This window comes from Xenorhabdus sp. SGI240, from assembly GCF_040081915.1.
Lineage (GTDB): Bacteria > Pseudomonadota > Gammaproteobacteria > Enterobacterales > Enterobacteriaceae > Xenorhabdus > Xenorhabdus bakwenae.
The window spans coordinates 72,106-95,371 of record NZ_JBEBMB010000039.1 but is presented as its reverse complement, the minus strand read 5'-3'; the positions used below and the strand labels follow the sequence as shown (position 1 = coordinate 95,371).

25 protein-coding genes and 2 pseudogenes are annotated in these 23,266 nt (G+C 42.2%); 17 read left to right on the top strand and 10 right to left on the bottom strand.

Features of this window, described 5'->3' with window-relative positions; genetic code table 11:
• Positions 1 to 77 precede the first annotated feature (77 nt).
• The 4 genes from cydD to infA all read left to right on the top strand — a co-directional run bounded on the left by cydD (position 78) and on the right by infA (position 4,693).
• Complete coding sequence (gene cydD / locus ABLA76_RS10055; RefSeq protein WP_348987815.1) at positions 78 to 1,847, top strand: cysteine/glutathione ABC transporter permease/ATP-binding protein CydD; 1,770 nt, start codon at positions 78 to 80, stop codon at positions 1,845 to 1,847.
• Positions 1,848 to 1,849: 2 nt separating this feature from the next.
• On the top strand, positions 1,850 to 3,610 hold the full coding sequence (cydC, locus tag ABLA76_RS10050) for a cysteine/glutathione ABC transporter ATP-binding protein/permease CydC (RefSeq protein ID WP_348987814.1): 1,761 nt from the start codon (positions 1,850 to 1,852) through the stop codon (positions 3,608 to 3,610).
• 8 nt (positions 3,611 to 3,618) lie between these two features.
• Entirely contained in the window at positions 3,619 to 4,308 is a 690-nt protein-coding gene (gene aat / locus ABLA76_RS10045; protein WP_348987813.1) for a leucyl/phenylalanyl-tRNA--protein transferase, read from the top strand.
• 163 nt (positions 4,309 to 4,471) lie between these two features.
• Complete coding sequence (gene infA, locus ABLA76_RS10040) at positions 4,472 to 4,693, top strand: translation initiation factor IF-1 (protein WP_047767507.1); 222 nt, start codon at positions 4,472 to 4,474, stop codon at positions 4,691 to 4,693.
• 147 nt (positions 4,694 to 4,840) lie between these two features.
• Here infA and clpA read toward each other — a convergent pair whose 3' ends face one another.
• Both clpA and clpS read right to left on the bottom strand, forming a co-directional pair.
• Positions 4,841 to 7,126 carry an ATP-dependent Clp protease ATP-binding subunit ClpA gene (clpA, locus tag ABLA76_RS10035; RefSeq protein ID WP_348987812.1) on the bottom strand — a complete coding sequence of 762 codons (2,286 nt, stop codon included), beginning with the start codon at positions 7,124 to 7,126 and terminating at the stop codon, positions 4,841 to 4,843.
• 32 nt (positions 7,127 to 7,158) lie between these two features.
• Positions 7,159 to 7,479 (bottom strand): ATP-dependent Clp protease adapter ClpS, encoded by a 321-nt coding sequence (gene clpS / locus ABLA76_RS10030; protein ID WP_047767503.1) that lies wholly within the window; start codon positions 7,477 to 7,479, stop codon positions 7,159 to 7,161.
• Between the two features lie 325 nt (positions 7,480 to 7,804).
• Between clpS and cspD the strand changes: the two genes are divergently transcribed.
• Positions 7,805 to 8,050 (top strand): cold shock-like protein CspD, encoded by a 246-nt coding sequence (cspD, locus tag ABLA76_RS10025; RefSeq protein ID WP_047767501.1) that lies wholly within the window; start codon positions 7,805 to 7,807, stop codon positions 8,048 to 8,050.
• A gap of 46 nt (positions 8,051 to 8,096) precedes the next feature.
• Here the strand turns inward: cspD and macB are convergent, their stop codons facing one another.
• Positions 8,097 to 10,052, bottom strand: coding sequence for a macrolide ABC transporter ATP-binding protein/permease MacB (macB, locus tag ABLA76_RS10020; RefSeq protein ID WP_348987811.1), 1,956 nt, complete (start codon positions 10,050 to 10,052; stop codon positions 8,097 to 8,099).
• Between the two features lie 2 nt (positions 10,053 to 10,054).
• Positions 10,055 to 11,200: a macrolide transporter subunit MacA gene (gene macA / locus ABLA76_RS10015; RefSeq protein WP_348987810.1), complete on the bottom strand. Its 1,146-nt coding sequence runs from the start codon at positions 11,198 to 11,200 to the stop codon at positions 10,055 to 10,057.
• Positions 11,201 to 11,651: 451 nt separating this feature from the next.
• Here macA and ABLA76_RS10010 point away from each other — a divergent pair, with 451 nt between their 5' ends.
• From ABLA76_RS10010 to artM, 5 genes are all read left to right on the top strand, one after another.
• Positions 11,652 to 12,554 (top strand): lysine exporter LysO family protein, encoded by a 903-nt coding sequence (locus tag ABLA76_RS10010; RefSeq protein ID WP_348987809.1) that lies wholly within the window; start codon positions 11,652 to 11,654, stop codon positions 12,552 to 12,554.
• 240 nt (positions 12,555 to 12,794) lie between these two features.
• Positions 12,795 to 13,523, top strand: a complete 729-nt coding sequence (gene artP / locus ABLA76_RS10005) for an arginine ABC transporter ATP-binding protein ArtP (RefSeq protein ID WP_348987808.1) — start codon at positions 12,795 to 12,797, stop codon at positions 13,521 to 13,523.
• Between the two features lie 157 nt (positions 13,524 to 13,680).
• Positions 13,681 to 14,424 carry an arginine ABC transporter substrate-binding protein gene (gene artJ, locus ABLA76_RS10000; protein WP_348987807.1) on the top strand — a complete coding sequence of 248 codons (744 nt, stop codon included), beginning with the start codon at positions 13,681 to 13,683 and terminating at the stop codon, positions 14,422 to 14,424.
• Between the two features lie 11 nt (positions 14,425 to 14,435).
• Positions 14,436 to 15,152, top strand: coding sequence for an arginine ABC transporter permease ArtQ (gene artQ / locus ABLA76_RS09995; RefSeq protein WP_348987806.1), 717 nt, complete (start codon positions 14,436 to 14,438; stop codon positions 15,150 to 15,152).
• On the top strand, positions 15,152 to 15,820 hold the full coding sequence (gene artM / locus ABLA76_RS09990) for an arginine ABC transporter permease ArtM (RefSeq protein WP_285811687.1): 669 nt from the start codon (positions 15,152 to 15,154) through the stop codon (positions 15,818 to 15,820). Before artQ ends, artM begins: the two co-directional genes overlap by 1 nt.
• A 188-nt stretch (positions 15,821 to 16,008) precedes the next feature.
• Here the strand turns inward: artM and rlmC are convergent, their stop codons facing one another.
• From rlmC to ABLA76_RS09970, 4 genes are all read right to left on the bottom strand, one after another.
• Positions 16,009 to 17,142: a 23S rRNA (uracil(747)-C(5))-methyltransferase RlmC gene (rlmC, locus tag ABLA76_RS09985; protein ID WP_348987805.1), complete on the bottom strand. Its 1,134-nt coding sequence runs from the start codon at positions 17,140 to 17,142 to the stop codon at positions 16,009 to 16,011.
• 25 nt (positions 17,143 to 17,167) lie between these two features.
• Positions 17,168 to 17,689 carry a YbjN domain-containing protein gene (locus tag ABLA76_RS09980; RefSeq protein ID WP_047767485.1) on the bottom strand — a complete coding sequence of 174 codons (522 nt, stop codon included), beginning with the start codon at positions 17,687 to 17,689 and terminating at the stop codon, positions 17,168 to 17,170.
• An 83-nt stretch (positions 17,690 to 17,772) separates the two neighbouring features.
• Positions 17,773 to 18,084, bottom strand: coding sequence for a YbjC family protein (locus ABLA76_RS09975; protein WP_348987804.1), 312 nt, complete (start codon positions 18,082 to 18,084; stop codon positions 17,773 to 17,775).
• A complete protein-coding gene (locus ABLA76_RS09970; RefSeq protein WP_285811201.1) occupies positions 18,081 to 18,269 on the bottom strand; it encodes a hypothetical protein in 189 nt (62 codons plus the stop codon). Before ABLA76_RS09970 ends, ABLA76_RS09975 begins: the two co-directional genes overlap by 4 nt.
• Before the next feature lie 24 nt (positions 18,270 to 18,293).
• Here ABLA76_RS09970 and ABLA76_RS09965 point away from each other — a divergent pair, with 24 nt between their 5' ends.
• The 6 genes from ABLA76_RS09965 (at position 18,294) to ABLA76_RS09940 (ending at position 21,635) form a co-directional block, all read left to right on the top strand.
• The gene (locus tag ABLA76_RS09965) at positions 18,294 to 18,557 is read left to right on the top strand and encodes a GrxA family glutaredoxin (RefSeq protein WP_047767481.1); all 264 of its coding nucleotides are present in this window, start codon (positions 18,294 to 18,296) and stop codon (positions 18,555 to 18,557) included.
• Between the two features lie 475 nt (positions 18,558 to 19,032).
• Positions 19,033 to 19,641, top strand: a complete 609-nt coding sequence (gene ybjG / locus ABLA76_RS09960) for an undecaprenyl-diphosphate phosphatase (RefSeq protein ID WP_047767596.1) — start codon at positions 19,033 to 19,035, stop codon at positions 19,639 to 19,641.
• A 154-nt stretch (positions 19,642 to 19,795) separates the two neighbouring features.
• A complete protein-coding gene (locus ABLA76_RS09955; protein ID WP_348987823.1) occupies positions 19,796 to 20,077 on the top strand; it encodes a transposase family protein in 282 nt (93 codons plus the stop codon).
• Positions 20,053 to 20,283 (top strand): hypothetical protein, encoded by a 231-nt coding sequence (locus tag ABLA76_RS09950; RefSeq protein ID WP_348987803.1) that lies wholly within the window; start codon positions 20,053 to 20,055, stop codon positions 20,281 to 20,283. Before ABLA76_RS09955 ends, ABLA76_RS09950 begins: the two co-directional genes overlap by 25 nt.
• Positions 20,284 to 20,604: 321 nt before the next feature.
• The gene (locus ABLA76_RS09945; RefSeq protein ID WP_348987802.1) at positions 20,605 to 21,180 is read left to right on the top strand and encodes a hypothetical protein; all 576 of its coding nucleotides are present in this window, start codon (positions 20,605 to 20,607) and stop codon (positions 21,178 to 21,180) included.
• Between the two features lie 2 nt (positions 21,181 to 21,182).
• On the top strand, positions 21,183 to 21,635 hold the full coding sequence (locus tag ABLA76_RS09940; protein ID WP_348987801.1) for a tail fiber assembly protein: 453 nt from the start codon (positions 21,183 to 21,185) through the stop codon (positions 21,633 to 21,635).
• A gap of 26 nt (positions 21,636 to 21,661) precedes the next feature.
• Here ABLA76_RS09940 and ABLA76_RS09935 read toward each other — a convergent pair.
• Both ABLA76_RS09935 and ABLA76_RS09930 read right to left on the bottom strand, forming a co-directional pair.
• Positions 21,662 to 21,728 (bottom strand): annotated as a pseudogene (locus ABLA76_RS09935) (tail fiber assembly protein); the annotation flags it as partial.
• A 180-nt stretch (positions 21,729 to 21,908) separates the two neighbouring features.
• Positions 21,909 to 22,295 (bottom strand): LecA/PA-IL family lectin, encoded by a 387-nt coding sequence (locus ABLA76_RS09930; RefSeq protein WP_047767473.1) that lies wholly within the window; start codon positions 22,293 to 22,295, stop codon positions 21,909 to 21,911.
• Between the two features lie 690 nt (positions 22,296 to 22,985).
• On the opposite strand from ABLA76_RS09930, the pseudogene ABLA76_RS09925 reads away from it, so the two are divergent.
• A pseudogene (locus ABLA76_RS09925) lies at positions 22,986 to 23,096 on the top strand (hypothetical protein); the annotation flags it as partial.
• Positions 23,097 to 23,266 lie beyond the last annotated feature (170 nt).

Sequence of the window (23,266 nt, the reverse complement as noted above, 5' to 3'; positions counted from 1 at the left end):
GGTAGCGCTTTTTAACAGGTAACATACAGCTTGTTTTGATATTCCGTATCATCACCCGCTAATCAGAAATTTTTCTTATGGACAAAACAAGACAATCTGAACTGGTTCGATGGCTGAAACAGCAAACTGCGCCTGCCCGTCGGTGGCTTCGTTTATCAATGTTCCTTGGCTTAATCAATGGATTGCTGATTATTTCCCAGGCCTGGCTCTTAGCGACAATCCTGCAAGCCCTGATTATGGATAATGTTCCCCGTGAAAACCTTATCGACCAATTCCTAATGTTGGCTGCTACTTTTGCATTACGAGCGATTGTCAACGCTGTTCGGGAGCGTGTCGGATTTATTTGTGGCAAAGTTGTACGCCAACAAATTCGCAATATGGTACTGGATAAACTTGAACAACTAGGTCCAATGTGGGTTAAGGGGAAACCCGCCGGAAGTTGGGCAACCATTATCCTGGAACAGATAGAAGACATGCAGGATTTCTACTCTCGCTATCTGCCTCAAATTGCTCTTGCTACGATGATCCCTATCTTAATCCTGATTACTGTATTTCCAATTAATTGGGCCGCAGGATTAATTTTATTTGTAACCGCGCCATTGATTCCGCTATTTATGGCATTGGTGGGTTTAGGCGCCGCAGATGCTAATCGGCGCAATTTTGTTGCTCTCAGCCGATTAAGCGGTAATTTTCTCGATCGTTTACGGGGTTTGGAAACGTTGCGCCTGTTCCATCGAGGGGCAGCGGAAGTTGAACAAATCACGGAATCAACAGAAAGTTTTCGCCGCAGAACGATGGAAGTTCTGCGCATGGCATTTTTATCTTCCGCGGTTTTAGAATTTTTTGCCGCAATTTCTATTGCCGTTGTTGCTGTTTATTTTGGTTTTTCCTATTTGGGGGAATTGCACTTTGGTAGCTATGGCATAGGTGTTACGTTGTTTGCAGGTTTCCTCGCGTTAATCCTCGCACCCGAGTTTTTTCAACCACTGCGCGATTTAGGTACGTTTTATCACGCCAAAGCCCAGGCAATAGGGGCGGCAGAATCTCTCTTCACCTTACTTAGCAGCGATGGAGAACAGGTCGCAAGTAGTGGCGAGCAAACACTATCAGATAAAGAACCCGTTACCATTGAGGCCTGCGGACTGGAAATTATGTCCCACGATGGACATTGTCTTGCTGGTCCTTTGAATTTTACCATTGATAAGCGCCAACGGATTGCTCTGGTTGGAAAAAGTGGTGCGGGAAAAAGTTCATTAATCAATGTATTGCTGGGATTTTTACCTTATCATGGTTCCTTGAAAATCAATGGCATTGAGTTGCGTGAACTCAGCCTCACCAAATGGCGTGAACGCTTAAGTTGGGTTGGGCAAAACCCACACCTGCCAGAACAGACACTGCTCGATAATATTCGCCTTAGTCAATATGACGCAACACAAGAGCAAATCAATAATGTGATGGAACAGGCTTATGTCAATGAGTTTATTAACGACCTTCCAGATGGTATTAATACGGTAATAGGTGACAATGCTGCTCGTCTGTCTGTCGGACAAGCCCAGCGTATTGCGCTAGCGCGAGCGTTGTTAAATCCTTGCCAATTATTGCTATTGGATGAACCCGCCGCCAGCCTTGATGCCCATAGCGAACAGCGTGTGATGATGGCCTTAAATCAGGCCTCGCATCAACAAACCACATTACTGGTTACTCACTTGCTAGAAGAAACGCGGGCATATGACCAGATTTGGGTAATGGAAAATGGATTGCTTATAGAACAAGGTGATTATCAAACTTTAAGCCGGTCTCAGGGTGTATTTTCTCGTTTGTTATCTCACCGTAGTGTGGAGCTTTAATCATGCGTGTATTACTTCCATTTCTCGCGCTCTATCGCCGCCATTGGTTTCTCATCAGTTTAGGTATGCTATTGGCGATTGTGACGCTGCTAGCCAGTATTGGATTGCTAACACTCTCGGGCTGGTTCCTTGCCGGCACAGCCCTGGCTGGGTTCGCTGGGTTATATACGTTTAACTATATGCTGCCTGCCGCCGGTGTTCGCGGTGCTGCCATTTTTCGTACTGCGGGTCGTTATGGTGAGCGGCTTGTCAGCCATGATGTAACATTCCGGGTATTAGCTCATTTACGTGTTTTCGCGTTTCAAAAAATACTGCCTCTTTCTCCTGGAGGCATTGCTCGTTTTCGTCAAGGTGAATTGCTAAATAGGCTTGTTGCTGATGTCGAAACACTGGACCATTTGTATCTGCGGGTTATTTCCCCTGTTCTCGCTGCCTTCATCGTCATTCTCGTTCTGACATTCGGCCTGAGCTTCCTTGATTTCACCCTCGCCTATACTATTGGCGGTATTATGTTAGGGTTGCTGCTGGTATTACCTTACGTGTTTTACCATGCAGGAAAACCTTATGGCAGAAACATGACTCAACAACGCGGTCAATATCGTACATTACTGACCAGCGCTTTGCAGGGGCAAGCTGAATTAAGTGTGTTTGGTGCCCTCAAACGCTTTCGTCAATCCATGACAGAGATTGAAAATGATTGGTTGAAAAGCCAGCAAAAACAAGCCGGTTTGACCGGCCTTTCACAAGCTATCATGATTTTTTCCACCGGTATGACAGTGACGCTGATACTGTGGCTAGCGGCGGCAGGTGTGGGAGAAAATAGTCAGACGGGCGCATTAATCGCACTGTTTACATTTTGCACCCTTGCTGCGTTCGAAGCACTTGGCCCAGTCACCGTGGCATTCCAGCACATGGGGCAAGTCATTGCATCCGCGACTCGTGTTTCTCAGTTGATGAATCAAAAACCGGAAGTCACCTTTCCTTCTCATGGACCGCAAGCAAATAGCGATCTCAGCCTTGAAATAAAAAATGTTGATTTCACCTACCCGGGCCAGCCACAGTCAGTATTGAAAAATATCTCTCTATCCCTGACATCCGGCGAACATCTTGCTTTACTGGGAAAGACAGGGTGCGGAAAATCCACGCTTTTGCAATTATTGACGCGGGCCTGGGATGTCAATAGCGGTGAGATTCAACTCAATCTGCACCCGATCGCCCACTATGATGAGTCAACATTGCGTTCAATGATGTCTATCGTTCCCCAGCGGATACATGTTTTTAGCCATACTTTGCGTGAAAATCTCTTATTGGCAAAACCAGGTGCTGATGACGCTGAATTAACAACCGTACTGCAACAAGTAGGTTTAGGATACTTGTTAGACACTGATAAAAAGCTAAACTGTTGGATGGGAGAAGGTGGACGTCAGCTTTCCGGTGGAGAACAACGGCGCCTGGGTATTGCCAGAGCATTGTTGCACAATGCCCCTTTAATGCTGCTGGATGAGCCAACTGAAGGGCTTGATGCCGATACAGAACAGCAAATTCTGGCGCTGCTACACCGTAGTTGCCAGCACAAAACCTTGATTATCGTTACCCATCGACTCACAGGCTTACAATTCATGGATCGAATCTGCGTTATGGATGAAGGACGCATTATCGAGCAAGGTAAGCATAATGCGCTGCTGGCTCAACAAGGGCGTTACTATCAATTTTATCAGCGGCAACAATTTTATCAGCTACAGAGCTATCCTGAGCAAAGGTGATTCAACTGATGTCGATAGCTCAACTGGGTAACTCATATGAATTCCCCCATCCCACTAATGCGCTGGTTGAACCTAATGGTTTATTGGCATTTGGCGGAGATCTAAGTGCAGAACGTTTACGAGTAGCGTATCATGGGGGGATTTTTCCGTGGTATTCGCCTGATGAGCCGCCTTTATGGTGGTCTCCCGATCCCAGGGCCGTGTTAATTCCAGGAGAATTGCATACTGGCCGAACACTACGTCGATTTATTCACAAACATACTTACCAAATTACGGTAAACTATGCTTTTGATGAAGTGATATATCATTGCGCTCAACGACAAGAAGGCACCTGGATTGGGTCAGATGTTCAAAAAGGTTATCAAACCTTACATAAAGAAGGATTAGCTCATTCAATTGAAGTCTGGCATGACCATCAACTTGTGGGTGGTTTATACGGCGTTTGTGTCGGTACACTATTTTGTGGTGAATCGATGTTTAGTAAAATGGAGAATGCTTCCAAGTGTGCTTTTGTTGCATTCTATCACCATTTTTTACGTCATGGCGGCCAACTATTTGATTGTCAGGTGTTAAATCACCATACAGAATCATTGGGCGCTAAAAATATTCCGAGAGAAAAGTTTCTCCAGTATCTTTATCAATTAAGAAAGCAGTCATTGCAATCAGGCTGCTGGTCTGTACAAAAGCTGGATTTATAATCATCTCTTAGAAAGAGATGCTGTTCATGGTGGGAATGTCACTAGCCATCATAGTATCGTAGGTAAAATGATGGCTTAAAATACGACATTCCTTTACATAGTGATGGTTTTTCGGCATTATCTTGCCGGTTAAAAACTATGGTTGTTACATTTAGAGGATTAGATGGCCAAAGAAGACACTAATTTTGAAATGCAAGGTACTGTTTTAGAAACACTGCCAAATACTGTGTTTCGCGTTGAATTAGACAACGGACACATTGTCACTGCTCATATCTCAGGAAAAATGCGCAAGAACTATATCCGCATCCTGACAGGAGACAAGGTTACAGTTGAGCTAACTACATATGATCCGGAAAAAGGACGCATTACTTTCCGTAGCCGCTGATTAAGATATCCTAGCACCACAGGTGATCGTATTTTTCAAAATTCACCTGTGGTGTAGCTGCTAATTTTTACTTTTTATCACCAGTCAGTTACCCGTTTCTATCACTGATACTATTTGTGCTTATTCCGTTTATATCGATATAGCATGTTACAATACAGCATCTTCTGATCTCTTTTTATTCGATTTTTGGGCACGCTTAAAATCGTATACCAATATCTGTTTAGCTTTATCAAGTTTAATCTTGACTGAGCCGCCACGCACCAAAGAGCCAAATAGTAACTCATTCGCCAGTGGTTTTTTGAGATTGTCCTGAATGACACGGGCCATAGGTCGTGCTCCCATCGCCTTATCATAACCTTTGTCACATAACCATTGGCGGGCTGCTGCACTGACTTCCAAAGAGACGCCTTTTTCATCCAATTGGGCTTGTAACTCGACAATAAATTTATCAACAACTTGCTGAATAACTTCAGGAGAGAGCGCATCAAACCAAATGATGCTATCAAGACGATTGCGGAATTCAGGTGTGAAAATCCGTTTTATCTCTTCCATACCATCCGGGCTATTATCCTGTTCAGTGAATCCAATGGATTTACGCTGTATTTCACGTACCCCTGCATTGGTTGTCATCACCAAAATAACGTTGCGGAAATCCGCCTTGCGGCCATTATTGTCAGTCAATGTACCATTGTCCATCACCTGTAACAGCAGGTTAAAGACATCAGGGTGGGCTTTTTCAATCTCATCCAGTAACAAAACAGAATGAGGATGCTTGATGATTGCATCGGTCAATAATCCTCCCTGATCATAACCAACATAACCCGGAGGAGCACCGATTAAACGACTGACAGTATGACGTTCCATATACTCTGACATATCAAATCGCAATAACTTGACATTCAAAACCTTGGCAAGTTGAACTGTGACTTCTGTTTTCCCCACTCCTGTTGGCCCTGCAAACAAGAAAGATCCTACTGGCTTATGATCTTGCCCCAATCCAGCACGGCTCATCCTAATGGCTTCCGTCAAAGCAGTAATCGCTTTTTCTTGACCAAAGACCAACATTTTCAAACGCTCATCCAGTGTCTTCAATACATCTTTATCACTGGCTGACACCGTTTTTTCTGGAATACGGGCTATACGGGCAACAACAGTCTCAATATCGGCAACATTGATCGTCTTCTTACGGCGGCTAGCTGGCACTAATCTGGTCCTTGCACCAGCCTCATCAATAACATCAATGGCTTTATCCGGTAAATGACGATCGGTAATATACTTCACAGATAACTCGACTGCTGCCCGGATGGCCTTCGCTGTATAACGAACATCATGATGTACTTCATATTTAGCACGCAGCCCATTGATAATTTGTACCGTTTCTTCAGAAGAAGGTTCAAGAATGTCAATTTTTTGAAATCGTCGAGCCAAGGCCCGATCTTTTTCAAAAATATTGCTGAATTCGTGGTACGTCGTTGAACCAATTACCCGTATACGCCCACTGGACAACAGCGGTTTAATGAGATTAGCTGCGTCCACCTGCCCACCCGATGCGGCACCTGCGCCAATAATAGTATGGATTTCGTCGATAAAGAGAATGCTTTTACTGTCCTGTTCCAATGTTTTTAACAAAGACTTGAAGCGCTTCTCAAAATCACCGCGATACTTTGTTCCCGCCAACAATGAGCCAATATCAAGAGAATAGATGGTACAATCCAGCATCACTTCGGGAACATTCTTTTGCACAATACACCATGCAAGCCCCTCAGCAATGGCCGTCTTACCCACACCCGATTCGCCAACAAGCAGAGGATTATTTTTGCGGCGACGACAGAGTACCTGAATAGTTCTCTCCAATTCACTCTGACGGCCGACAAGCGGATCAATTTGTCCTTTCTGTGCCAATTGATTCAGATTAGTCGTGAAATTTTCCAACCTATCTTCACTAATTACCGGCTCTTCCTGAACTGGATTGATACTGTGGTGAACATCATTATCTGATTCATCTTTGCGCGTTCCATGAGAGATAAAGTTCACAATATCCAAACGACTGACGTCGTACTTACGTAGTAAATAAGCAGCCTGGGATTCCTGTTCACTAAAAATAGCAACTAAGACGTTCGCCCCAGAAACCTCCGAGCGCCCCGAAGATTGAACATGAAATACCGCACGTTGCAAAACACGCTGAAAACTTAATGTAGGTTGTGTATCCCTGTCATCGTTTTCAGATAACAAGGGGGTGGTTTGTGCAATAAAACTTTCTAATTCTTGGCGTAACATCGCCAAATCGACTTTACAAGCCTCCAGAGCTTCTCGCGCTGATGTGTTACTTAACAACGCCAGCAACAGGTGCTCTACAGTCATAAATTCATGTCTGTTATCCCTTGCTTTGGCAAAAGCAATATTGAGACTAAGCTCCAGTTCTTGATTGAGCATAAGCACCTCCTCCTAAATTTCAATAAGCCAGATCAGACCTTTTCCAGCGTGCAAAGTAATGGATGCTCGTGCTCCTTAGCATACATGTTCACTTGCGCAGCTTTAGTTTCTGCGACCTCTGCCGTATAAATTCCGCAAACTGCTTTCCCTTTGTAATGGACATCCAGCATTAGTTGCGTTGCTCGTTCAACATCATAAGAAAAGAACTTTTGCAATACGTCAACCACAAACTCCATAGGGGTATAATCGTCATTGTTAAGAATAACCTTATACATTGATGGTGGTTGTAGTTTTTGTTTTACATCATCCTCAATAAATTCTTCAACTTTCAAATCGTTATAAAACTCAGTCATTATTCTTCCGCTGGGTATTAACTGTCCGCTGGATTTTAGTACGAACTCATTCATTCTACTGCTATATATTTTATCACTTCATAAAGCACTCTGCTTACCCCTTCCTTGATTAGCAGAGCTAGATTTTGCCTAAAAATCGGATACCGTTATCTATATCAAACTTTAGCCATTTGAGACAACCTGACGTTGTTTATATGCTTGACGACGTAATGAATTTCACTACAGTATATTTTATGAACACCGCTTTCTGTCTGGGCGTTTGTTCATATTTTAAAATTTTTAGTGACTCCTAAATCCGAAATCGTGATACGAGGGATAGAGAAGTATGGAAACAGGTACTGTTAAATGGTTCAATAATGCAAAGGGCTTTGGATTTATTTGCCCGGCCAGCGGTGGCGAGGATATATTTGCCCACTATTCAACCATTCAGATGGATGGTTATAGGACGCTGAAAGCGGGGCAAAAAGTGAACTTTAGCGTTCATCAAGGCCCCAAAGGTAACCATGCCAGCCTTATTGTACCTCTGGAAAATGGTTCAAAATCAAAAAATAGTGACCCGATAAATTCGTAATTTCCACGCCACAAATAGACAATAAGCTTATTTGTGGCGTGCTATTTTATTCCCTTGCCAGTGCTTCTATAGGATCGAGGTGAGCTGCATTTTTTGCCGGCAGGAAACCAAAGATTATCCCTATTGCCGTTGAACAACCAAATGCAATGATAAATGCAGTGAAGTTATAAACGAAATCCCAGTTCGGTAACATCAATTGCACCATAAAAGAAATGCTGTATGACAGAATAATCCCCAGTATCCCCCCTATTAAACAAACCAAAACAGCTTCAATAAGGAATTGCTGCATAATGTCACTGGTTCTGGCCCCTACTGCCATACGAATACCAATTTCCCTTGTACGCTCGGTAACTGATACCAACATGATATTCATGACACCAATTCCCCCGACAACTAAGGATATTACCGCAACTAACGTTAAAAATATTTGCATCGTCCGTGTTGTTTGATCCATTATTTTAATGGTCTTATTCACGTTATAAGTGTGAAAGTCTTTTTTACCATGACGGAATATCAGCAATTGATTAATTTTTTCTTCTGCTTCATTGGACGCATAGCCATCTTTCAACCTGACAGCAATCGAATTCAAGTAATTTTGATTCATTAAACGGCTATTCATCGTACTGTAAGGCACCCAAACTTGTAATGTATTACTGCTATAAAGACTTTGCCCATTAGCAATGACACCAATCACTGTCAAGGGCATATTTATTAACAGTAACTCTTTGCCTACCACATTACCCTGGTAAGGAAAGAACTTCTTACGTGTATTATCATCAATGATAACCACTTGAGACTGACGCTCAATCATGTCTGAAGTAAAAGGAATGCCTTGAGAAAATTTCATTGCATATACCTGAAAAAAATCACTTCCTACCCCCGATATTTGTGCTTTAGCATCCATATTGCCTTGACGCAAACGCCCGCCATTCATAAATTCGGGAGAAACAGCCTGAACATAGGGCTGAGATTTTATTGCCGGAATATCAGTAAGTTTCAGTGCCTGCATATCCAAAGCGTTATCACTGCCAAAATCTTTTCCTGGATAAATTGATATAGAGTTAGTTGCAATAGATTTAATATGTGATAACACCATCGATTTTGCCGCATCACCAATCACTACGATCGTTACAACAGAGGCAATGCCTATTATGATCCCAAGCATTGTCAGCAGAGTCCGTAGCTTATTCACATTCATGGCACGCCATGCCATCAATAAAGCTTCATTAAAACGTCCCCAGATTTGTTGCACCGAAGAGGTTTTTACATTGACCGTTTTTGTCTCTACAGAAGAAGGGAGAGGTAATTTTGGGTGTTCAGAAGAGCGTACCTCACTCATGATACGCCCGTCTTTAATTTCAATCACCCTTTGTACCTGTGCAGCAATATTAGGATCGTGCGTAACAATAACAACCGTATGTCCTCGTTGACAGAGTTTCTTCAAGATATCCATCATTTCCTGGCCGGAAGTACTATCTAATGCTCCGGTCGGTTCGTCAGCAAGGATGACCTGACCGCCATTCATAAGTGCTCTGGCAATACTGACCCGTTGTTGCTGTCCACCTGAAAGCTGGCTTGGTCGATAATCAATCCGATTTTCCAATCCAAGGCTTTTTAGCAATTCAATAGCCCGCTCACGACGTTGTATTTTGGAAACACCGGAATAAATAGCCGGAATTTCAACATTTTGATCGGCGGTTAAATGAGCCAATAAATGGTAGCGTTGAAAAATGAACCCAAAATATTCCCTGCGTAACTCAGCCAATTGATCACTATCCAAATCAGCAATATTTCTTCCCGCGACCCAATATTCTCCACTGCTAGGTTTATCCAAGCAGCCAAGTATATTCATTAAAGTAGACTTACCTGAACCAGAAGCGCCGACAATAGCCACCATTTCTCCGGCCTGTATAGATAACGAAATATTATCCAGCACAGTGAGTTGCCCTTCTCCAGCGGGATAATTACGACTAACGCCTTTTAGTTCCAGTAATGTATCCATTATTACTCCTCTACACTACTATCACTGAGACTGGTGATCACACGTTCGTTTTCCTTCAAGCCAGAGAGCACCTGAACATTCACGTTATCAAAGGCTCCTATTGTGATTTTACGTTTTTCTGCTTTGCCATTATGCAAAACACTCACTTCATATTGCGTAGAAAGTACATGCTGAGTTGAGGACGTATATTGGTGAGAAGCTATTTCCAAAGCTGAAATTGGGATCATCAATACATTATGCAAAGTTTGAAGCGCTATTTTTACTTGCGCAGTCATCTGCAAACGCAGAATATGTTCCGGATTAGGTACTTCAAAGCGGGCATAGTAGAAAATAGCGTTATTCTCAACTCGTGGTGTTGGCAAGGTATCTTTCAGGACGCTGTGAAATAGCCTTCCTGGTGCCCCTAAGATGGTAAATGAGACTTTCTGTCCAGGCGCTAAATTGATGACATCAGCCTCCGATACTTCTGCATTAACAATCATAGTATCAAGATTTGCGAGGGTCAGGATGGTCGGTGCTTGCTGTGCAGCAATCACGGTTTGTCCCTGAAATGTTTTGATATCTGTCACAATGCCCGCGATTGGGGCAGTAATTCTGGTATATTGCAAATTCGTTTTTGCCGTATCAAGTTTGGCCTTATTTTGCTTAATTTGCGCCGCTAAGTCGTCAATTCTTGCGGCCTTAAACTGCATATCTGTTATGCTGGAGTCCAATTCTTGCCGGGAAATTAAATGTAATTTAAACAAATGATTCAGGCGATTTACTTTGAGTTGTGCAAGTTTTAGTTCAGCCTGTGCGCCACGGAGATTAGCCTCCAGTGATTTTGCTGTTTCCTGAATTTCAGCCACAGTGTTTTTTGCTGTTTGTGGATCAATCAATGCCAATAATTGGCCTTGCTTAACCTTATCTCCCAATTTCACATAAAGCTCTTTCAACTGGCCACTAACCTGAGCCCCTACGTCAACTTTACTGACCGCATCCAATTTACCCACCGCTAAGACACTTCTTTCGAAATCTCCCTTTATCACTGCACTCGTCTGATATGTAATAGGCTTCGGCGGATAGAAGAAATAGAACCACACAGAAGCAATAGCTATGAGAACAAACCCAGCTCTGACCCAGCGATATTTGGCAAAAAGAAGTTTCATCAATAAATACCTACCATTAAAAGTATGTCATCTCATTTAATGACTTCATTTGAACTTTACTGTATAAACCATAAACAAACCCTATCAACGGGATATTTCTGATAAGAAAAATTTCTAATATCTCTTCTTTAAAAAAACCAACGTCAATAGCCAAAATAACGTTCAATTGACTTTCCCTCTCACCAGCCAAACAACCCTGGAAAATATCTCCTTTAAAGGTAATGAAATAGTCTCAACACCCTGTTCTATTGCGTCATTCCATATCGGATTAACTTAGTTTTATTTATAACATCCATTCTGTCAGAGATTAAAAATGCATTGAATTTCAGTATGTTTCCCTTTATCCTAGTTGTTATTTTGGTGTGAATTTTTTGTTTCTGTCTGTCTGTTTTCTGGTTTTCGTGATTAAGATTAGGTAAAAGACGTTTTTTATTGGATAAGGATGAGGATCATGTATTCAGGATTAATAATTATTCTCCTGCCTTTGGCTCTGGGCTACCTTATTCATCTGAATGATAAATCGATGCTAACCTTCGTGCATAAGCTACTCAATGTCATGGTCTATATCATCCTCATTCTGATGGGTATCAGTCTTGCTATGCTGGAAAATCTGAGCAGTCATTTACTTTCTATTTTGCTGTATGCAACAACATTTTTTCTGTGCACCTTTATAATTAATATGCTGGCTCTCTTCCTCTTGGATAAACGAGATCCGTGGATTATTAATGCACATAAACAGGAAAAACCCCCTTCCAGATTACATATGGCGCTGGATTCCGTCAAATTATGTGGTGCATTAGTCTTGGGGTTTCTTATTGGATTAACAGACTGGTCAGGGTTTCATTTTTCTAGCCTAGCCAGCGAAATTGCCCTGATTTTTTTACTATTCCTAGTTGGAATTCAACTGCGCAATAACGGTATGAGCCTAAAGCACACCCTGCTGAATCGCCGTGGTACGATTATTGCCATCGTGGTTGCCATAAGTTCTCTGCTGGGTGGCGTATTGGCTGCATTTTTGTTGGAATTACCAACCAAAACCGGTCTTGCCATTGCATCAGGATACGGTTGGTATTCCCTTTCCGGCATTTTAATTTCCGACGCTTACGGGCCTGTGCTTGGTAGCACCGCATTTTTCAATGACTTAGCTCGTGAATTGGCGTCCATCATGCTTATTCCCATGTTAATAAATCGCTATCGTTCAACCGCATTAGGTTTAACCGGAGCAGCTTCAATTGACTTTACCTTACCAATCTTACAACGCTGTGGTGGTGTAAATATCGTGCCCGCCGCTATCGTTCATGGTTTTATATTGAGTCTACTGACGCCTTTGTTCATCGCATTGTTTACTCAATAAAGGGTTTACCCAATAAAAAACAATCTTGGCTTAGTGCGAAAACTGAATAAAAAAATTTTTGATATAAAAATCAGACTAATCAGCCAATAAAAAAAGCAAAAAAAGATCTAAAAAATGCAGGCAATTTGATTAGTTAACTTACTAATTCGATTAAAATAACAATTTTATGCCGATGTTATTGCATAGTTATGCTCGCGGTATTAATATCGCATCAATCAATTAACTATTCATATTTTTCGCATGAGCATTCAATTAAAAAACATCAATTGTTTCTATGGCTCACAGCAGGCTCTGTTCGATATCGATTTTGTATGTACATCGGGAGAAACTGTCGTGTTACTAGGCCCAAGTGGAGCTGGAAAGAGTTCTTTGCTGCGTGTCTTAAATTTACTGGAGCTGCCTCGTTCCGGATTACTCAATGTGGCAACGCACCAATTTGATTTCAAACAACAACCAAACCACAAAGAAATTCTCGCATTGCGCCAAAAAGTTGGCATGGTTTTCCAACAATACAATTTGTGGCCACACTTGACCGTGATGGATAATTTGATTGAAGCACCTTGCCGAGTATTGAAGCAATCTAAACAACATGTACGGGAAAAAGCGGCCAAACTCCTTTCCCGGCTTCGTTTGGGCGAATTCGCCAACCGTTTTCCACTGCACCTTTCCGGTGGGCAACAACAACGGGTTGCCATTGCACGTGCCTTAATGATGGAACCTCAGGTTCTATTGTTTGATGAACCCACTGCTGCACTCGATCCTGAAATCACGTCTCAAGTTATTGACATTATTAAAGAGCTGGCAGAAACCGGGATCACTCAGGTTATAGTGACTCATGAAGTGGAATTTGCTCGCAAAACAGCAAGCCAAGTTGTATATATGGAACAAGGACACATTCTCGAAAAAGGAGATGTCACTCATTTTATGCATCCTCAAACAGAAGCCTTTGCTCACTATTTATCACACTGAAATACCATACTGGATCTATAAACTCGATAGATTTCAAGCTACGGCTTCCCTGTAAGGTAGCAGATTGAAAGATGAAGTAGATATATCGATAATCGATTATAAAACAAACATCAAAGCAGTTATCAACCATTAAGTTCATAAACAACAGGATATTGCTATGAAGAAATTATTGTTTGCAGCCTTATTGAGTGTAGTGACCTTGTCAGCAACCGCAACCGCAACAGAAAAAGCAACACTCCGTTTTGCGACGGAAGCGACCTACCCTCCATTTGAATTTATTGATGCAAATAATCAGATTCAAGGATTCGACGTCGATTTGGCGAATGCCATATGTACAAAGCTCAACGCAGAATGTACATTCACCAATCAGGCTTTCGATAGTCTCATTCCCAGCTTAAAATTCCGCCGTGTTGATATTTTGATGGCGGGTATCGACATCACACCGGATCGGAAAAAACAAGTTGATTTCACCCAAACCTACTATGATAACTCTGCCATTTTCGTTGCTATCAAAGGGAAGTTTGCTCAAGTTGCCGATCTCAAAGGTAAACAAGTCGGTATCCAGAACGGGACTACACACCAGAAGTATTTGATGGAACAGCATAAGGAGCTGAAAACCGTACCTTATGACAGCTACCAAAATGCCATTCTTGATTTAAAAAATGGCCGTATTGATGCGTTATTTGGTGATACTGCTGTCGTCAATGAATGGCTAAAAAAGAATCAAGAATTAAGCACAGTTGGCGATAAGGTGACAGACAAAAACTACTTTGGTATCGGTTTAGGCATTGCAGTTCGCAAAGGTAATACTGAGTTGCTGGACAAACTGAACAAAGCATTAACGGAAGTTAAACAAGACGGTACTTACGATACCCTCTACAAAAAATGGTTTAAACAATAAACTCAATCCTAATGAATGAACTTCTCTCTTTAATCCAGGCCGCCGGTGTCACCGTCGGCCTTGCCATTTCCTCGCTTATCGTCGGTTTAGTTCTGGCAATGTTTTTTGCTGCATGGGAATCCATTCGCTGGAAATCTATTGCTTTTTTAGGCTCCTGCTGGGTTACCGTGATCAGGGGATTGCCTGAAATTTTAGTTGTTCTCTTCATCTATTTTGGCAGTTCTCAACTTCTCATTACGCTGTCGGACGGTTTTGATATCAATCTCATTGTTTGGCACTTTAGAATACAGATGGAAATTGACAACTTTGATGTCAGCCCTTTTCTGTGCGGTGTTATTGCCCTGTCTCTGCTCTATTCTGCTTATGCTTCACAAACACTGCGCGGAGCATTAAAAGCAGTTCCAATAGGGCAATGGGAAGCGGGCCAGGCTCTGGGATTAAGCCAAAGCCACATCTTTTTTCGCCTGATTATGCCTCAAATGTGGCGTCATGCCCTGCCAGGGCTTGGTAATCAATGGCTGGTTTTATTAAAAGATACGGCCCTGGTTTCATTAATCAGCGTTAATGATCTGATGTTACAAACAAAAAGCATCGCTACCCGAACTCAGGAGCCGTTCACATGGTATATGATTGTTGCTGTGATCTATCTGATAATCACCCTGATCAGCCAATTTATTCTCAAACAGCTTGAAATACGCGCCACCCATTTTGAACGGAGTGCTTCATGATGTTTGAATATATCAAGGAAATTTTACCCGGCTTGCAAACCAGCCTCAGTTTGACTTTCTCTGCATTGCTGGCTGCATTCATACTATCCATTGTCTTGACCATGATCCTGACAATGAAACTGCCTGTACTTTCTCAGTTGGTAAGAAGCTATATCACACTATTTACCGGAACCCCGCTCCTCGTTCAGTTCTTCTTAATTTACTATGGGCCAGGGCAATTTCCATCGCTCAAAGAATATCCGTGGTTCTGGCAACTTATGTCAGAGCCGTGGCTATGTGCAATGGTTACACTTACATTGAATAGTGCAGCTTACTCAACCCAGCTATTTTACGGAGCTGTCAAAGCAATTCCTGCCGGACAATGGCAATCTTGCCAGGCCCTCGGTATGTCCAAAGTGCATTCTATGCGCATCTTGTTGCCTTATGCTTTTAAGCGAGCACTTTCTTCCTATTCCAATGAAGTCGTGCTGATTTTCAAGAGCACTTCACTAGCCAGTACCATCACCTTATTAGACATCATGGGATATAGCCAGCTTCAATTTGGGCGTAGTTATGATGCAACAATATTTATTGCCGCAGGTATTATTTACCTCTGCATAAATGGTCTTCTGACACTGCTGATGCGTATAATTGAACAGCGAGCCTTATCATTCGAACATCGCAATTAATCAGCATTCATCCTTAATTATCTGATTTTCCCTTTCCTGCCGTGATAACTTATTATTATCACTGAGTAATCAAGATATACCAATCCAACTTCAAGATGCGTGTTATATTTCCCCGCGCAGCGGGGAAATATAAAGCCTCGCGTCGTCTTGCGGATTGCAACTTGAAGTTTATCGAGTATATAAGGTTGTTAGTTTACATTAAGAACTAACAGTGCCAATGCTTCATAATGTTCGGTATGAGGAAACATATCGAATAACTGTACTTTTTCTATTCGATATTGTTTAAGCAAAGTGATATCTTTTGCCATCGTCTGAGCATTACAGCTCGAATAGAGAACAAATTTAGGTGCCATCCGGCTAAGGTATTCGCATAGCTCTTTACCAATACCTCTTCTAGGAGGGTTTACCAGTACTAACTCAGGTATTTGTGATTTATCAAGGGCAAACTGAGTGGAATCCAATGCCTGAAAATCCACCTGCTCCAATCCCAGGCTTTTGGCAGAACTTTTCGCACAATTAATGGCTTCAGCACTGATCTCAATCCCTGTCAATCGGGTCTTTTTATCTGCACAATGCAGGCCAAAACCGCCAGCACCGCAAAACAGATCCCACATACTGTTGATGTTTAATTCCCTAACCCAACACCCCGCTGTTGCATACAGCTCTGAAGCAATATCTGGATTTGTCTGGAAAAAACTACGCGGGCGGATGTACAGCGGAATACCATTAAAAGTTTCCTGTAACATCTTACGTTCGGTAAAAATGATTTCCTTCTCACCTTCCAGAATTGCCATATGGGTTGGCTGAATATTAGCGGAAATCACAGTTGCTTGTGGCAATTGTTCCTTCAGCCAAGGCAAAGCCTGCTCTAATTGAGCCAGCTTTGTTTCCGAACGCAAGACAAAGCGCAGCATTATTTCGCCATTAGCACGACTTTCCGTCAGAAGAATATATTTTAATTCCCCTTTCCGGCGTTCAACGTTGTACGGAACCAAACCCGCTTTGGCGATAAATGTTTTTATGACTGCAAATACCGTCTGAAAGTATTTTGGATACAACGGACAGTCACAAAGATCCACCGTTCTGCCATCACGATGCAGCATACCAAGCAATGGACGCTCAACACTGCCACTGACTACCATCTTGGCTTTATTACGGAACTCACTTGTTTTGCTACTTACGGGTGGCAACCAATGTATTCCTGACCCTTCCTGTAAAAGTTGCTTTAAATGTTGTTGTTTATCAGATAATTGCTGTAAATAGGACTTATCGAGCCACTGGCAAGAGTGACAATGCCCCGCGGTATACTGCGCACATTGCATCGTAAAAAACCATATCAAAAAAATATTAGTGCAAAGTAAATGTTGATGTTTTCGTTGAAATTAAGGATTCTTCAGCTTCTTCAATTTCCTCAACTTCCATCTCACTTTCCATATCATTATTGACATAGAGAAGGTTATTGCTGTGAATTTCAAAAATCACATTCGCAATTTGTTCTTCACCCTGCTGCATAAAATTGGAGAATTGTCTGAAAGTCATTCCAGCAGCAATAGGGAAAGCCTGACACACAATCAACTTAGGCAAGTTTTCATCCTGAACATCGATAAATGCCTTCACAGTAAGAGAGCAAGCATTAATCTGACTCAAATTAGCAACCAATGGAATTATCGCAGTTGGCCTGACTTCGGCCAAAGCAGAAAGCAATACTACATCACCCAACAGATCGATCTTGGCATCAAACAAGCCGTCAATATTCTGCATATGAGGCAAATGCAAGACTGTGCCTGAATCATTCTCAAAATAAGAGATCTTGAGCTGTTCAAGCCACGTGCACAAAATTGACAAATCGGGAATAACCATAGAATCCATCGAATTAACCTCATATGACCGAGAAGTTACACATGCTACCTAAGGGAACGTCCCAGCAAGCAGCCGTATGTACAATAATTAATCTATTTTGTTTTTTCATCATCAGTGACAATCTGATGGTTTTTATCTGCTTTCTTATAATCAATTCCTAAAAAGGAAAGATTATAGACTGCACGCCAGATAATATGGATAGCTGCTGGTATCAAGCAACCGATACCCAATAAAATCATAGCAATGTGTGCTTCTGTCGTCATTAGTAAAGGTGATAAAAATATACTATCAGTTATTGACAAGTAAGCCAGAACCAACAGCCCCACGCCCAATATTTCCAATAAAATAACTAACTTAGGCATATCAGCCAATGAGCGCATCTCTTTTGATGGGTTCACTTTCATTCTTTAACCTGTTGCAGCCTAAAAATAGAATTTCTGTTACTTAATAAATCTCTGTCACCGGGTAAGTCTATCATACCTGAATCCCACTTATTGGCAGGACTAATTACAACAAAAGGCAATTCCTGCTTTTTTTTATTAATACATACAGGCATAGTAACTCTAGATGACATTCTATGAATGTTCATGATCATTACCACTAAGGAGTTTGTATGTACACTGTCATTTTTGGCCGCCCTGGTTGTCCTTACTGCGTTCGCGCCAAAGAACTCGCTGAAAAACTAAAAAAAGTGCGCGACGACTTTGATTATCGCTATGTCGATATCTGGGCTGAAAACATCACCAAAAACGACTTATCAAAAACGGTGGGCAAACCTGTTGAGACGGTTCCCCAGATCTTCATTGACGAGAAACACATCGGTGGCTGTACAGATTTTGAAGCTTATGCTAAAGACAATCTGGAACTGTACCAATAATCGAACCCAATAATTAGTTATAAAACCAGCCGTCAAAAAAAACCGCTATCCAGCCAGAAACCGTCCCTCTACTGGATAGCGGGTGCCTTAACCATATTGCCCTTCGAAAAAACTCCACCTTTTTGAAAAGATTTTGCGATTTTTTTCTCAAGGATGAGAACTTTCACATCATAATGCAGTCTTAATTATTGCCACTGCTTTTCTTTGATGTCCCCATATTGAGGAGCCCGATAGTCATCCACTTTGGTTAAAGACTATCGGGTTTTTTGTTAGTCACGAGTGACTTGCAAGATAGCGGTTATCTTCCATTATTATTACAATCCCTATATTATTTACTCATGCAACATCAACAAACATTAAATAAAATTACAAATCAATATAATTCGCTTTTTTATGTGAAATTATTATTGTTAACAATGAGTTAATAAAATAAAATCACTCTGTGTATGTAAATATCTCGCTTGTGAGGCTGACTTTGCTAGAACAACTTAACCACATTTTGTTTACTTTTATCAATGCAACCCCAGATTCACCACCAGCAATGATCTCGCTTGCTATCTTTATAGCGAAATATTGCGTATTTATTTACCCTATCACATTGGTCATTTGCTGGCTTTGGGGAAAAGAAAGCGCCATCACATCTCAACGCATCGTTGTCAGTAAATATTGCATTGCTTTTGCCTTTGGCATGGCAACCTCCTATATCATCGGGGTAACCGTTCCACATGCCCGGCCATTTGTCGAAGGTGTTGGCTATCATTTTCTCTACCATGCTCCGACAGAATCTTTTCCCAGTAACCACGGCATAGCAGTCTTTACTTTTGCTCTGGCATTTATATTTTGGCACCGCGTTTGGTCAGGTTTATCTCTGATGGTCATCGCCTGTGCCATTGCCTGGTCTCGTGTCTATGTGGGCGTTCACTGGCCAATCGATATGATTGGGGCATTTTTAGTCAGCCTGTTGGGGTGTGCTTTTGCCCAAATATTTTGGGGCCAATACGGAGCGCATTTACAAAGCAAACTTACCCGACTCTACCAATTTTGCTGCGCATTTTTTATCAAAAAAGGGTGGGTAAAAAATTAATCAAATGTAAATATGCACTGGTCATATATCCAGGGCAAACGGGTCTAAATTGACCAACGGGATTAACTGAGTGCATGCGGTACATAGAAATAGGATTGATAGCTGTTTGTGATTTATAATCAGCATCCTGTCAATGATAACCGTAGAAACTGCCATGCAAGCAACTACCCTCAGCAAGGCCTTTGGGCACCTCACTGATCCGCGTGTTAGCCGAACGAAACAGTATGCCCTCATCGATATTCTGACCATCTCGATTTGTGCCGTGATCTGTGGTTGTGAAGGCTTCAATGCGATTGAAGAGTACGGTAAATCCAAAGAAGATTGGTTTCGGATACTGGCACCGCCGACAGAGGATATCATAGAGGGTCTCTGGCGGTTAATGCAGTCCTGTTTGACAACCTCAATAAATCAATGGACACACCACAGGGCCAATTAGTTACTACTCTGACAGCCATCATCACCGATGAGCGAAACTTTTTTATCAACCTCCTGAACAGTTTCGATCCCCGGTACGCTGACGGCATGATGCAGGATGCATTAGGCTATATCTATTTTCTCCAGCGTCACCGGGCGACAAAATCTGTTACTGAGGTCACGATTAACGGACTGGCAAACACGGTTATTCCTGCCGGATTTCTGTAGCGCGGCGGCCAATTTTGCACTATTTAGCGGTATATTCTGCACTATTCTAAGTGAAAATTACCGCCCCATAATGCACAGTGCAGAATAAAACGCCTGATTAAAATTACGATGTTTTTATCAAAACACGCGGTATATTTAGATTGTTTTTTACCCATTAACGCCGATGTTCCTCCAAACTCACATTTTGCACATTTATTGAACTGAAAATTTGTTTAATTTCAACCCGTTCAATAGTCAATTACCCGTTTCTACTGCCCAAATCAACCCAGTGCGTAATTCTAGAAAACCTCGGTTTATCGGATACGGTGGATCTGGCGAAAAATGCCCTCAACAAAAACGATGGCGGTGAGTTGCTATCACCGGTTAAATTTTCAGGGTTCAGAAAAAATACGGGGTCAATCGTCATTTCGACACAATCGGATGGTAATGACATTGGCGATGCACAGACACAACTCGGTTACAACACTGGCAGTGATTCAGCACCCAGATTCAGTCATTATTTGCGTGGCAGCGGTGTTACGCACATTGATACCATCGGTGGATGCGATGTACGTGAGGGGTTACGCGACGGGAAATGTCCCCAGCATGGCGTATTTTCTGGCGAGTTTAGGCTATAACGGCTGCCAGCAATTCCCATCGCAGGATGGGGCGGGTAACCTGATTGTTCAATGGGGTGCGTTTGGGGAATTTAAATCTGGTGAGGGTGTGCAGGTACAATTTACCCGCCCATTCCCGCGGTATTGTGTATTTGCGGTACCGGTTGCCGTTGTACCGTATAGCACAAACACAACCACAGTTGAACCCGTCTACCTCGCGGAAAAAACGAATACACACGCCACGTTTAGGAAAGGCGGCACTGAGACACTGAATGGTATTTACATTGCGTTAGGATATTAATGATGAGCAAAACCTATATTTATTGCGCTAACAACGAAAAATGCGACCCTCCGTGTCCGGGGTTCTGGCCTGTGGATGAACGTCACCACTATCCCGACACGTTCCCGGATACTGGTGTAGAGGTTGACGAGGCGGTCAAACAACGATTTGAGGGGCAATGGCCCAGTGGAAAACGGCTGGGCTGCGATGAACACGGCTACCCTGCATGGATTGATATCCCACCGCCACCTCCTCCGACGCCAGAGGAATTGCAGCAGCAGGCTGAATCTCAAAAATCCTCATTGCGACAACAGGCAGATATCGCTATCGTCCCGCTCCAATACGCGGTCGATCTCCAGATGGAAACAGATAGCGAACGGGCGGCGCTGACAGAGTGGAAGCGATACTGTGTTTTATTGAACCGCGTCGACTGTTCGACAGCACCTGACATCGATTGGCCTAAAGCGCCAGAGTAACAATCAGGGGCACGCAGCCCCTATATTCATTTCGGCTGTTCCGGCCATTGGATATCGGGGACGGTAGCGCAATCTACCCGATTGAGCAGTACCCGATATTTGCGTCATGCGTCTAATGACCCTCCTGATGCCGAAAACCCTGCGACATTCCCGAAGGTTGTCGCTTAGATGTCCGCGTCCAGATGCCAGAGGATTCGGTGTGGAATGCGGGGCAGGGGAAAGTTGAAGCGTAAAATAAACCCGCAGAAATTGCGGGTTGAGTAATTTCGCTATCTATCTATTGATTTCTTCAAGGGAACTTAAAATCTCGGAAGATTCCACTATGATATCAACTGAAAATTCACCTGAATTATCACCATATGCATCCGAACTATCGTCAAATAGAAGTATCAATTCACCATCTATGGGGACTCTTCTGCGTAGTACGCCATTTCCTATTTTGTAGGTTTTGTTGGCGATTTTAGCAATTAAAGATAGGCTGGGTTTTGCAGGTTGGTAAACTGGCATGGTACCTTCAGGTGCTGCCCAGTTAATATTACCGTAGCCGTATTTTATCCAGCCTCTGGCAACAACAGATATTACATCTCCTGCTTTAAGCAAAAGCCCTGTAGGTTGACCTTGCTCAGCATTAGCAGGAACAACTCCAGACCAATCATACATAGTATTACCTCCAATTATGTTTTTATAACGTTATGAAGGCGGTGGGAGACTTCTCCGCCTGTGAACATCAATAAAATCGGTTCATTAATACTGGAGAGTGCGACTTGATTTAGGATGGCACGGAATGGCTGATAGGGAATTAATAAAATCTATTTCCCTATGGTTGATAAAGCTTGGTATGACAAAGTGAAATCAGAAAGTGACGTAAAGAGGATAATTATTCCCTTTTAACTCATTGATTATTGCATTCATCCTCAGTTTGGCCTGTCACTCAGCGAAACTTTCCGTTAATGGGATTTAAAAGCCCATTAAGGTGATAATTCATGGAGAGGTACCCTCAAAATAGCGATTTTAAACAAGGGATTAAGTCGTTTTGTCCAGCCCCTTGCGCACAAGTAACATTCTGAAAAAGAAGGAATATATCCTTTTTGTCCAGTGCCTTTATTAGAGGGCTTGGATTCAAGTCCTCCTGTGTGGTGATTCCCCGATTTTAAATCAGGAAATTTTAGCAATGTGTTTTTTGGGATTTTTAGCGATTTAATGTGGATTTGGTTAGATTTTTGTTTCTGCAAAACTTTTATTAATATTATATAAAACAATAAGTTATTTAAGTGATTTTATATATATAAAACCGATGTTGCAGACCTTAAATACTCAATATATACAGTTAGTTACGATATGCATCGTATCCTGTTGTTGCGCCACATGGGATGGTTCGAGGCTGCCGACTTAATCGTTAAAGGTGTTGAAGGTTCTATTGCTGCCAAGACCGTAACTTACGATTTTTAGCGTCTAATGTAAGGCGCTAACATGCTGAAATGTAGCGAATTATGCGATGAAATTATCTCACATATGTAATTAATTGCTTAACTGAATAGATGACGGGAGCTTAATGATTCCCGTTGTTTTTGACTATTAAATAATGAAAAGGGACAACGCAGTGATAGGCTATACTGATTTATAAATCATCT

Excerpts from the sequence above, each read along its gene's own strand:
- macB (WP_348987811.1), bottom strand. The coding sequence starts at position 10,052 with ATGGATACATTACTGGAACTAAAAGGCGTTAGTCGTAATTATCCCGCT.
- artM (WP_285811687.1), top strand. The coding sequence starts at position 15,152 with ATGTTTGAATATATCAAGGAAATTTTACCCGGCTTGCAAACCAGCCTC.
- rlmC (WP_348987805.1), bottom strand. The coding sequence starts at position 17,142 with ATGCAATGTGCGCAGTATACCGCGGGGCATTGTCACTCTTGCCAGTGG.
- cydC (WP_348987814.1), top strand. The coding sequence starts at position 1,850 with ATGCGTGTATTACTTCCATTTCTCGCGCTCTATCGCCGCCATTGGTTT.
- aat (WP_348987813.1), top strand. The coding sequence starts at position 3,619 with ATGTCGATAGCTCAACTGGGTAACTCATATGAATTCCCCCATCCCACT.
- cspD (WP_047767501.1), top strand. The coding sequence starts at position 7,805 with ATGGAAACAGGTACTGTTAAATGGTTCAATAATGCAAAGGGCTTTGGA.
- ABLA76_RS09975 (WP_348987804.1), bottom strand. The coding sequence starts at position 18,084 with ATGAAAGTGAACCCATCAAAAGAGATGCGCTCATTGGCTGATATGCCT.
- ABLA76_RS09945 (WP_348987802.1), top strand. The coding sequence starts at position 20,605 with ATGCCCTCAACAAAAACGATGGCGGTGAGTTGCTATCACCGGTTAAAT.
- clpA (WP_348987812.1), bottom strand. The coding sequence starts at position 7,126 with ATGCTCAATCAAGAACTGGAGCTTAGTCTCAATATTGCTTTTGCCAAA.
- artP (WP_348987808.1), top strand. The coding sequence starts at position 12,795 with ATGAGCATTCAATTAAAAAACATCAATTGTTTCTATGGCTCACAGCAG.
- infA (WP_047767507.1), top strand. The coding sequence starts at position 4,472 with ATGGCCAAAGAAGACACTAATTTTGAAATGCAAGGTACTGTTTTAGAA.
- ABLA76_RS10010 (WP_348987809.1), top strand. The coding sequence starts at position 11,652 with ATGTATTCAGGATTAATAATTATTCTCCTGCCTTTGGCTCTGGGCTAC.
- macA (WP_348987810.1), bottom strand. The coding sequence starts at position 11,200 with ATGAAACTTCTTTTTGCCAAATATCGCTGGGTCAGAGCTGGGTTTGTT.
- cydD (WP_348987815.1), top strand. The coding sequence starts at position 78 with ATGGACAAAACAAGACAATCTGAACTGGTTCGATGGCTGAAACAGCAA.
- ABLA76_RS09965 (WP_047767481.1), top strand. The coding sequence starts at position 18,294 with ATGTACACTGTCATTTTTGGCCGCCCTGGTTGTCCTTACTGCGTTCGC.
- artQ (WP_348987806.1), top strand. The coding sequence starts at position 14,436 with ATGAATGAACTTCTCTCTTTAATCCAGGCCGCCGGTGTCACCGTCGGC.
- ABLA76_RS09950 (WP_348987803.1), top strand. The coding sequence starts at position 20,053 with ATGGACACACCACAGGGCCAATTAGTTACTACTCTGACAGCCATCATC.
- ABLA76_RS09955 (WP_348987823.1), top strand. The coding sequence starts at position 19,796 with ATGCAAGCAACTACCCTCAGCAAGGCCTTTGGGCACCTCACTGATCCG.
- ABLA76_RS09970 (WP_285811201.1), bottom strand. The coding sequence starts at position 18,269 with ATGAACATTCATAGAATGTCATCTAGAGTTACTATGCCTGTATGTATT.
- ABLA76_RS09940 (WP_348987801.1), top strand. The coding sequence starts at position 21,183 with ATGAGCAAAACCTATATTTATTGCGCTAACAACGAAAAATGCGACCCT.
- clpS (WP_047767503.1), bottom strand. The coding sequence starts at position 7,479 with ATGACTGAGTTTTATAACGATTTGAAAGTTGAAGAATTTATTGAGGAT.
- artJ (WP_348987807.1), top strand. The coding sequence starts at position 13,681 with ATGAAGAAATTATTGTTTGCAGCCTTATTGAGTGTAGTGACCTTGTCA.
- ABLA76_RS09930 (WP_047767473.1), bottom strand. The coding sequence starts at position 22,295 with ATGTATGATTGGTCTGGAGTTGTTCCTGCTAATGCTGAGCAAGGTCAA.
- ABLA76_RS09980 (WP_047767485.1), bottom strand. The coding sequence starts at position 17,689 with ATGGATTCTATGGTTATTCCCGATTTGTCAATTTTGTGCACGTGGCTT.